This window comes from Streptomyces sp. NPDC059371, assembly GCF_042751995.1.
Classification (GTDB): Bacteria; Actinomycetota; Actinomycetes; order Streptomycetales; family Streptomycetaceae; genus Streptomyces.
In genome coordinates this window covers 1-9070 of record NZ_JBHYXD010000046.1, presented here as the reverse complement: position 1 = coordinate 9070, position 9070 = coordinate 1, and the positions used below count along the sequence as shown (strand labels likewise).

The following is a 9070-nucleotide window of genomic DNA, read 5'->3' as shown; positions in this document are numbered from 1 at the left end:
CGCTCTGTGTGCGCTGGGCGCTGGGGGGGGGGGGGGGGGGGGGGGCGGGGGTGGGGTCGCGCCCCGCGCCCGCCCCCGCGCCCCCCCCCCCCGGCTCGGAGGCTCCGTGGTTGGGGGGCTCGTCGGCGCGAAGGCTCGTCGGCTCCGCGCCGGAACGGCCTCGCGGCTCGCGACGCCCGGAGGTCTCGCGGTCCGGCTCGGGCGGCCCATGTTGAGAAATTGTTGAATTCACCGCTTGTTCCCTTGTCGTCTACGCGCGTAGTCACTAACCTCCGGCCATGCCGAACACCAACACCCGCTCCGGCGTGGCGACTTCGCAGCAGCCGGCGCCCGGCGAGGCGCGGCCCTCCACCCCGGCAGAGCGCGCGACGAGGCGCGGACGCCGTGTGCCCACGATCGTGCGGCTCGTCTGCACCGATCTCGACGGCACCCTGCTCGACTCGTCCGGCGCCATCCGTGAACGCACCCTGGGCACGCTCGCGGAGGCGGAGCGCGCCGGGATCGCCGTGGTGGGGGTGACCGGACGGCCCGTCCGCGACACCCTGGACCTGGCCCGGCGCCACGGGCTCACCGGACCCGTGGTGTGCAGCAACGGCGCGGTGACCGTGGACGCCGAGTCGGGACGGCTGCTGGACTGCCGGGGATTCGGCCCCGGTGACGCGGCGGGAATCCTGCGCGCGGTCCGTGACGCGGTGCCCGGGGTCGCGCTGGGGGTCGACTCCGTGTCCCGGCTCCGCCTGGAGACGGCCTTCGTGCGACTGGTGCCGAACACCTGGCGCCATGTCGCGCTGGACGGCGTGTCCGCGCCGGCGGACGCGGACCCGGTGGTCAAGATCCTCGCCGCCCATCCGATGCTGCTCGTGGACGAACTGGCGGCCGTGATCGGCTCGGTCGTCGGGGATCGCGCGGTGATCACGAGGTCCACCGGTGACTTTCTCGAAATGTCCGCTCCCGGTGTCGACAAGGGGGAGGCGCTGCGGACGCTCGCCGAGCGGAGCGGGCTGCCGCTGGAACGCACCGCCGCCGTGGGCGACATGCCCAACGACATCCCGATGCTGCGCGCGGCCGGGCTCGCCGCCGCCGTCGCCAACGCCCACGAGGACACACTGCGCGCCGCCGACATCGTGCTGCCCAGCAACGACGACGAGGGTGTCGCCGCCCTTATCCGGCTCGTGCTGCCCCGCGCGGCGGGGGTGGAGGCGTGCCGGATCTGAGGGCGCGACGAGGCCCGCCGGTCCGGCCCGTCCGGCGTGCGGTGGGCTGTTCCTCCCGGCGTGCGCCCGAGTTTTCGTTCGGGCGCACGCCCCGCGCGGGCGTGCTCCGACGCGCCCCCTCGGCGAGACCTCTGCGTCCCCGCCGAAAACTCCCCGTAGTCGATCCGTAACACGACTGGTGTTCTCTGTCGGGTCGAAGTGCTCACGTCGGGCGGGGAGTTGAGTGATGGCTGTAGGACAACTCCCGGAACAGGTACTGGAGTTCGCGCGGTATCTGAACGGGCTTGTGGACCGGCTCGATCGGAGCGGCGGATGGTGCGGGGTCTTCTGGCAACGTGACCCCGACGGCATGCGGGCGTGCCTCGAAGGTCAGGAGGTGCCGCCCTGGGACGTCGTGGAGGCACTCCTCCAGGACGTCTTCGGGCAGTACGGGGAGCGGGCCGCGGCTCAGGAGACCGCACGGGCCCGGCCGCTGCACGCGGCCTCGCTGGCCGCGTACGACGTCCGTCCGGGCGGCCGCGACGCGCTCGGCGACCGCCTGGACGTCATGCTCCGCGAACGGCGCTACGCCGCCGAACGCCAGGCCGAACTGAGCGGACGGCTTCCCACGGCGGTTTCCCGGGGGGAGGCCGAGGCGATCCGCCTGGACCTCGCCTGGGCCCAGGACGATCACGACCGGGCCGCCGCCCGCTGCGCCGAACTGCGCCACCGCATGGAGAACGTCGACCGTCACGCCCTGCGTGTCCGCGGGCGGCACACGCCGGGCTTCCCGGCTCCGGCCGCCGGGGCGGGCCCGTGGCGGCCGGAGAACCGGCAGGATCCGTCGGGAGGACACCCCTCGGAGGGAAGCCGGCCCGACCGGGACCCGACCGCAGGGGACCCGGCCGGAGCGGGTGCCCGGGGTGGCCGGGAGCCGGGCAGTGCGCCGAGCGTGCACTCCGGCGCCTGGCCGGGCACACAAGCGGGCACACCCGGCACTGACGGGAACTCGACAGGCCATGCTCCCGGCCTCGGTTCCGGCCCCGGCGCAGGCCCTGGCCCCGGCGCAGGCACTGGGCCCGGCTTCGTTCCGGGCCTGGCCGCCGGACCGGCCCCCGGTTCCCGTCCGACGGCCGCCGAGCAGGCCGAGCCCTGGCGTCCTCCCGCGAGCCACGTTCCGGGCGGCCACGCACAGCCCGGGTCCCGGCCCACGGGCCTCGCGCCGGACGGCGACAGGTCTCGTCCCGCGGAGCGGGTCGCCGCGCCCGCCCCGGCGCACGACAGGACCCCGCCCGGCGCCGACCCGCATCCGGCCAAGCGTTCCAAGCGGCGTCGGAGAGGGGGCGCGCGTTTCGCCGGGATGGTGGAGGCCGACGTGGCTCCCGTGGCCGTGCCGGAGGCCGGTCCGGTGCTGCCCGCCCCGCCCGCGCGGGGCGGGCGTACGCCCCGCGGCGCGCGTTTCGCCGGTGCCGCCGAGGAGCCCGCGCGCCCGCACACGACGACACGGCCGGAGCCGCCGGACGAGGGCGCGCTGCGGCTCACGGCGGAGACCGTCGCGACGCTGACGCGGCTGCGCGGGGAAGGCCGCAGCGGCGAGGCGCATGCCCTGCTCGTCGAAGCGGCGTACTGGCCACCCGCCCGCTTCCCCCTGCTCGCCGCCGAACTGCACGGCGCCGGACTCGACGCGGACTGGGCCACCCTGCTCTGGGAGGCGGCCTCGCTGCCCGCAGACCGGCTGGTCGCAGCGGCCGACGCGCTCACCGCCGCCGGCCGCACCGCCGACGGCAGGCAGATGCTGCGCCAGGGCGTCACCCGGCCCGCCCCCGAGATCGGGGCCGCCGTCCTCGGCCTCGCCGACCAGGGCCGAGGCCGCGAGATCGGCGCGCTCCTCGACGCGTACGTGCGTGTGTGCGCCCCGGAGGAAGCCGCCCGCAGCGCCGAGACGGACCCCGAGCGCCTCGTACCGCTGCTCCTGAGGGCGGCCCGTGGTGTGTCCGACGAATGCCAATGGGACCTGGTCCACGCCTTGCGCGTCGCCGGGTTCGCGCCATGACCCTCCGCCCGCAGACGGCCACGGCGTGACCCGTGCCCCCGCCCCGCCCCGCGAGATCACGGTGTGGCCCTTCGTCCGGGGACGGTCATGGCGTGGCCCTTCGTCCGGGGACGGTCACGGTGTGGCCCTTCGTCCGGGGACGGTCATGGCGTGGCCCTTCGTCCGGGGACGGTCACGGTGTGGCCCTTCGTCCGGGGACGGTCACGGCGTGGCCCTTCGTCCGGGGACGGTCACGGTGTGGCCCTTCGTCCGGGGACGGTCACGGTGTGGCCCTTCGTCCGGGGACGGTCACGGTGTGGCCCTTCGCCCGGTGCCGGCAGCGGCGTGGCCCCCGCCGGGCGGCGGTCGGAGCGCGGTCCTGCCGCCCCGTGCCGGTCACGGCGCGGCCCTTCGCCTGGGGACGGTCACGACGGGACCCCCGCCCCGGCGATGGTCCGAGCTCGGCCCCACCGCCTGACGCCGGCCACGGCGTTCCCCTCCGCCCGGCGACGGTCACGGTGTGCCCCATGCCTTCGCCCGACGTCGGTCACGGTGCCGCCCGCTCGCGCACGCGCGCACACGGCGCCGGGCACGGCGCGGACGGCAATCCTTCGGGTGCCCGTGCCCGTGCCCGTGCCCGTGCCCGTGCCCGTGCCCGTGCCCGTGCCCGTGCGCGCGCGGCGGCGACCACCCGGTCCTCCGGGCGTTCGTCCGGTCGGCCGTACCTCCGGATCCGGCGGCCACGTCACTCACCCGTGAGGGTCAGAAACGTGATCGACTCAGCGGGTTAACGACGATGGTCTTGGCAAGGCTGTCCGGGGGGCTTACTTTCGAGCCTCTACAGCCTTTGTCTACGGGCGTAGAGGCTCTCTGACGTCCCGTCGAAGGAGCAGCTCATGGGCAACGTCGTACGTGCCGCCCTGGTCCAGGCCACCTGGACCGGCGACACCGCATCCATGGTCGCCAAGCACGAGGAACACGCCCGTGAGGCGGCCCGGCAGGGCGCCAAGGTCATCGGGTTCCAGGAAGTCTTCAACGCCCCCTACTTCTGCCAGGTCCAGGAGCCGGAGCACTACGCCTGGGCGGAGCCGGTCCCCGACGGGCCCACCGTCACCCGTATGTGTGAGCTCGCGCGCGAGACCGGCATGGTGATCGTCGTACCCGTGTTCGAGGTCGAGCAGTCCGGGTTCTACTACAACACCGCGGCCGTGATCGACGCCGACGGCACCTACCTCGGGAAGTACCGCAAGCACCACATCCCGCAGGTGAAGGGGTTCTGGGAGAAGTACTACTTCAAGCCCGGAAACCTCGGCTGGCCCGTCTTCGACACGGCCGTCGGACGGGTCGGGGTCTACATCTGCTACGACCGGCACTTCCCCGAAGGCTGGCGGCAGCTCGGTCTGAACGGCGCCCAGCTCGTGTACAACCCCTCCGCCACCTCCCGCGGCCTGTCCGCCTATCTCTGGCAGCTCGAACAGCCCGCGGCGGCCGTCGCCAACGAGTACTTCATCGCGGCGATCAACCGGATCGGGCAGGAGGAGTACGGCGACAACGACTTCTACGGAACCTCGTACTTCGTCGACCCGCGCGGCCGGTTCGTCGGCGAGCGGGCGAGCGACAAGGCCGAGGAACTCGTCGTCCGCGACCTGGACTTCGGCCTCATCGAGGAGGTACGCCAGCAGTGGGCGTTCTACCGCGACCGGCGCCCCGACGCCTACGAAGGGCTGGTGCAGCCATGACCGACCTGTACACCCGCCACCAGGCTGTCCTGCCGGACTGGCTCGCCCTCTACTACGAGGACCCGATCGAGATCACCCACGGCGAGGGCCGCCACGTCTGGGACTCCGACGGAAACAAGTACCTCGACTTCTTCGGCGGCATCCTCACCACGATGACCGCGCACGCCCTGCCCGAGGTGACGAAGGCCGTCAGCGAGCAGGCCGGCCGGATCATCCACTCCTCGACGCTCTACCTCAACCGGCCGATGGTCGAACTCGCCGAACGAGTCGCCCAGTTGTCCGGCATCCCCGACGCCCGCGTCTTCTTCACCACCTCCGGCACCGAGGCCAACGACACGGCCCTGCTGCTCGCCACCACCCACCGGCGCAGCAATCAGATCCTCGCCATGCGCAACAGCTACCACGGCCGGTCGTTCAGCGCGGTCGGGATCACCGGCAACAAGGGCTGGTCGCCCACCTCCCTGTCACCGCTCCAGACGCTGTACGTGCACGGCGGTGTCCGCACCCGCGGCCCCTACGCCGACCTCGACGACGCCGCGTTCACCGACGCCTGCGTGGAGGACCTGAAGGACCTGCTCGGCCATGTCCGCCCGCCCGCCGCGCTGATCGCCGAACCGATCCAGGGCGTCGGCGGGTTCACCGCGCCCCCCGACGGCCTGTACGCGGCCTTCCGCGAGGTCCTCCAGGAGCACGGCGTCCTCTGGATCTCCGACGAGGTGCAGACCGGCTGGGGCCGCACCGGCGAGCACTTCTGGGGCTGGCAGGCCCACGCCGCGTCCGGCCCGCCCGACATGCTCACCTTCGCCAAGGGCATCGGCAACGGCATGTCCATCGGCGGAGTCGTCGCCAGCGCCGGGATCATGAACTGCCTCGACTCCAACTCCATCTCGACCTTCGGCGGTTCGCCGGTCACGATGGCGGCGGGACTCGCGAATCTCACCTACCTCCTCGAACACGACCTCCAGGGCAACGCCCGGCGCGTCGGCGGCCTGCTCATCGAACGGCTCCGCGCGGTCGCCGCGCAGTTCGACGGTGTACGCGAGGTGCGCGGCCGCGGACTGATGATCGGCATCGAATTGGTGAAGCCCGGAACCGACCGGGCACACCCCGAGGGAGCCGCGGCGGTCCTCGAAGCGGCCCGCGAGGAAGGCCTGTTGATCGGCAAGGGCGGCGGCCACGACACCAGCGTGCTGCGTATCGCCCCGCCGCTCTCCCTCACCGTCGCGGAGGCGGAGGAGGGCGCGTCGATCCTGGAACGCGCTCTGAGGCGGGCCCAGTAAGAGATGAGCAAGGGCGGGTGAGCCGAAGGGGCGGTGGTCTCGAGGACCCGGCGCGCGAGGACCCGGGGGTCCGGGTGCGCGTCGAGTCCCCGCGGCCGCCCGCAGCGCTCCGGAGGCGAACCGAGCCACGGACAAAGGGGAACGCCGCCATGACCACCGTCCTGGAACCCGCCCTCTCGGTGCGCCAGGTCCTCGCCCTGGACCGGGTGCTGGCCGGGGAGCCCGAGGTGGTGGCCGGTGCCGGCCATCTCGACCGGTCCGTCCGCTGGGTGCACGTCGCCGAGGCCGCCGACGTGGGCGTCATGCTCAGCGGCGGCGAAATGGTCCTCACCACCGGGGTGTTGCTCGCCGGCGACCCCGATGCCCAGGCCGAGTACATCCGTTCGCTGCACCGCGCCGAGGCCGCGGCCGTCGTCCTCGGGCTCGGCCGCGCCTTCCCCGCGCCCCCGGACGTGATGCGCCGGGCCGCCGAACGCTGCGGCCTGCCGATGGTGGTGCTCCACCGCCCCTTCCCCTTCGCCGAGTTGACCGAGGAGGTGCAGTCCCGGCTGGTGCGGCACAAGTTCGCCGCGGTGAGCCTCTCCGAAGCCGTACGCACCGCACTCACCGGACTGATCACCACCGGTGCCCCGCTCCAGCACATGCTCGACGAGATCGCCGTGCACGCCGCCTGCCCCGTCGTCGTCACCAACCTCGCCCACCGGGTCCTCGCCACCGCCGGCGAACGCTCCGCCGTCGACGACGTGCTGCGCGACTGGGACCGCATCGCCCGGCAGGCGGGCGGCAGCGAGGGCGACGGATGGATCCGCGCCGAACTCGGCGGACGGGGGGAGCGATGGGGCCGCATCGTGCTGTGCGGCCACCGGGGCGACGTGGCGACCGGGCGGCTGCTCGCCGACCGGGCCGCCGAGGCCCTGGTCCTGCACCGCATGCTCGCCGGCCCCGCCCACTCCTGGGAGGAGGAGTCCGCGCAGGGCCTGCTGACCGACCTCGTGAGCGGCGTCGTACCGGCCCGCCAGCTCCTGCCGCGAGCGCGGGCCGCCGGACTGCCCGTGAACCGCCGCACCTTCGTGCCCCTGGTGGTGCGCGACGGCGACGCGGCCCAACTCGACCGTGTGCTGCGCCTGCTGGGGCTGCCGGGGCTCGTCGCCGAGCTGTCCGACGGAGCCACCGCGCTGCTGCTCAGCCTTCCGCGCGACCAGGACGCCGAGGCGCTGGCCGAGCATTTCGCCGTACGGCTGCGGCACGAGACCGGGGCCCCCGCCACCGTGGCCGCCGCCGGGCCCCGTACCGCCTGGGACGACGTGCCCGCCGGACTGCGCGAGGCCCTGCACGTCGCCGAGGCCGCCGGCGACCCGCCCGCCGACCAGGACCGGCCCGCACTGGTCCGGCTGCGTGACGTCCATCTGCGCGGCCTGGTCCGGCTGCTGCGGGACGACCCGAACGTCCAGTCCTTCGCGGAACGCGAACTCGACGGGCTGCTGAGCGGTCCGCAGGCGGATCCACGGCTGCTGCCCGTGCTGCGGACCTACCTCGCCACCGGCCGCAACAAGTCCCGCACGGCGCAGCTCCACCACGTCAGCCGGCCCGCGCTCTACCGCCGGCTGGAGGTCATACAGGCCCGTCTCGGCGTCGACCTCGACGACTTCGAACAGGCCGCGTCCGTCCACATCGCCCTGCTCGCGCACGACGCGCAACAGCGGTGAAACACCGAACCAGTCAGGCGCAACACGGGAGAACGCGGAGGTGACACCGTGGAACGGCAAAGCACTTCGGACGTGACACGGTGCAACTCAAAGAACCGGCCGGGGCTTTCTAGTCTCCTCGCACACCGAGCGACCGGAGGTCCCGATGAGCAGAGTGATCCGCGCCGCCGTCTTCCAGACCGCATGGACCGGCGACAAGGAATCGATGATCCAGGTCCACGAGCAGGCGGCCCGCGACGCGGCCGCGCAGGGCGCCCAAGTCCTGTGCTTCCAGGAGCTGTTCTACGGACCGTACTTCTGCCAGGTGCAGGACAAGGAGTTCTACGCGTACGCCGAGCAGATCCCCGAGGGCCCGATCGTCCGGCGCTTCCAGGCGCTGGCGAAGGAACTGGGCCTTGTCCTCGTGCTGCCGATGTACGAGGAGGAACAGCCCGGCGTCCTGTACAACACGGCGGCCGTGATCGATGCCGACGGCTCCTACCTGGGCAAGTACCGCAAGACCCACATTCCCCAAGTACCCGGATTCTGGGAGAAGTTCTACTTCCGGCCGGGGAACTCCGGCTGGCCCGTGTTCGACACGGCCGTGGGCCGGATCGGGGTCTACATCTGCTACGACCGGCACTTCCCGGAGGGCTGGCGGGCCCTCGGTCTCGCGGGCGCGGAGATCGTCTTCAACCCGTCGGCCACCTCCCGGGGGCTGTCCGGCTACCTCTGGCAGCTGGAACAGCCGGCTTCCGCCGTCGCCAACGAGTACTTCGTGGGTGCGATCAACCGGGTCGGGCAGGAGGAGTACGGCGACAACGACTTCTACGGGACCTCGTACTTCGTGGACCCCGAGGCCCAGTTCGTCGGCGAGGTGGCCAGCGACAAGGAGGCCGAACTCGTCGTCCGCGACCTGGACATGGCCAAGCTTCGCGAGGTCCGCGACCGGTGGCAGTTCTACCGCGACCGCGCGCCGGGGGCGTACGGGCCGCTGACCGCGCCCTGACCGTCCGGAGGGGGCACGCTCCAGTCGTGGGGGGGGGCGGGGCGGCCCCCACCCGCCCCCCGCCCCAGGCACCCGCCCCCCGCCCACCCCCCCCCCCCCCACCCCCCCCCCCCCCCCCCCCCGCCCCCCCCC

At 73.4% G+C, this 9070-nt stretch carries 6 protein-coding genes; all 6 read left to right on the top strand.

Annotated features, from left to right (window positions below; genetic code table 11):
• Nucleotides 1-278 precede the first annotated feature (278 nt).
• The 6 genes from ACFXGX_RS24310 to ACFXGX_RS24285 all read left to right on the top strand — a co-directional run bounded on the left by ACFXGX_RS24310 (nt 279) and on the right by ACFXGX_RS24285 (nt 8938).
• The gene (locus tag ACFXGX_RS24310; RefSeq protein WP_384794838.1) at nt 279-1214 is read left to right on the top strand and encodes an HAD family hydrolase; all 936 of its coding nucleotides are present in this window, start codon (nt 279-281) and stop codon (nt 1212-1214) included.
• A 226-nt stretch (nt 1215-1440) separates the two neighbouring features.
• Nucleotides 1441-3246 carry a hypothetical protein gene (locus tag ACFXGX_RS24305; protein ID WP_384794836.1) on the top strand — a complete coding sequence of 602 codons (1806 nt, stop codon included), beginning with the start codon at nt 1441-1443 and terminating at the stop codon, nt 3244-3246.
• Between the two features lie 875 nt (nt 3247-4121).
• Nucleotides 4122-4964: a nitrilase-related carbon-nitrogen hydrolase gene (locus ACFXGX_RS24300; protein WP_384794834.1), complete on the top strand. Its 843-nt coding sequence runs from the start codon at nt 4122-4124 to the stop codon at nt 4962-4964.
• A complete protein-coding gene (locus ACFXGX_RS24295; RefSeq protein WP_384794832.1) occupies nt 4961-6244 on the top strand; it encodes an aspartate aminotransferase family protein in 1284 nt (427 codons plus the stop codon). Before ACFXGX_RS24300 ends, ACFXGX_RS24295 begins: the two co-directional genes overlap by 4 nt.
• Before the next feature lie 149 nt (nt 6245-6393).
• Nucleotides 6394-7950, top strand: coding sequence for a PucR family transcriptional regulator (locus tag ACFXGX_RS24290; protein WP_384794830.1), 1557 nt, complete (start codon nt 6394-6396; stop codon nt 7948-7950).
• A gap of 145 nt (nt 7951-8095) precedes the next feature.
• Nucleotides 8096-8938, top strand: a complete 843-nt coding sequence (locus ACFXGX_RS24285; protein ID WP_384794828.1) for a nitrilase-related carbon-nitrogen hydrolase — start codon at nt 8096-8098, stop codon at nt 8936-8938.
• The last annotated feature ends 132 nt before the right edge of the window (nt 8939-9070 follow it).

What these genes read in the sequence shown, in the direction of transcription:
- ACFXGX_RS24310 (WP_384794838.1), top strand. Translation starts at nt 279, where the DNA reads ATGCCGAACACCAACACCCGCTCCGGCGTGGCGACTTCGCAGCAGCCG.
- ACFXGX_RS24305 (WP_384794836.1), top strand. Translation starts at nt 1,441, where the DNA reads ATGGCTGTAGGACAACTCCCGGAACAGGTACTGGAGTTCGCGCGGTAT.
- ACFXGX_RS24300 (WP_384794834.1), top strand. Translation starts at nt 4,122, where the DNA reads ATGGGCAACGTCGTACGTGCCGCCCTGGTCCAGGCCACCTGGACCGGC.
- ACFXGX_RS24295 (WP_384794832.1), top strand. Translation starts at nt 4,961, where the DNA reads ATGACCGACCTGTACACCCGCCACCAGGCTGTCCTGCCGGACTGGCTC.
- ACFXGX_RS24290 (WP_384794830.1), top strand. Translation starts at nt 6,394, where the DNA reads ATGACCACCGTCCTGGAACCCGCCCTCTCGGTGCGCCAGGTCCTCGCC.
- ACFXGX_RS24285 (WP_384794828.1), top strand. Translation starts at nt 8,096, where the DNA reads ATGAGCAGAGTGATCCGCGCCGCCGTCTTCCAGACCGCATGGACCGGC.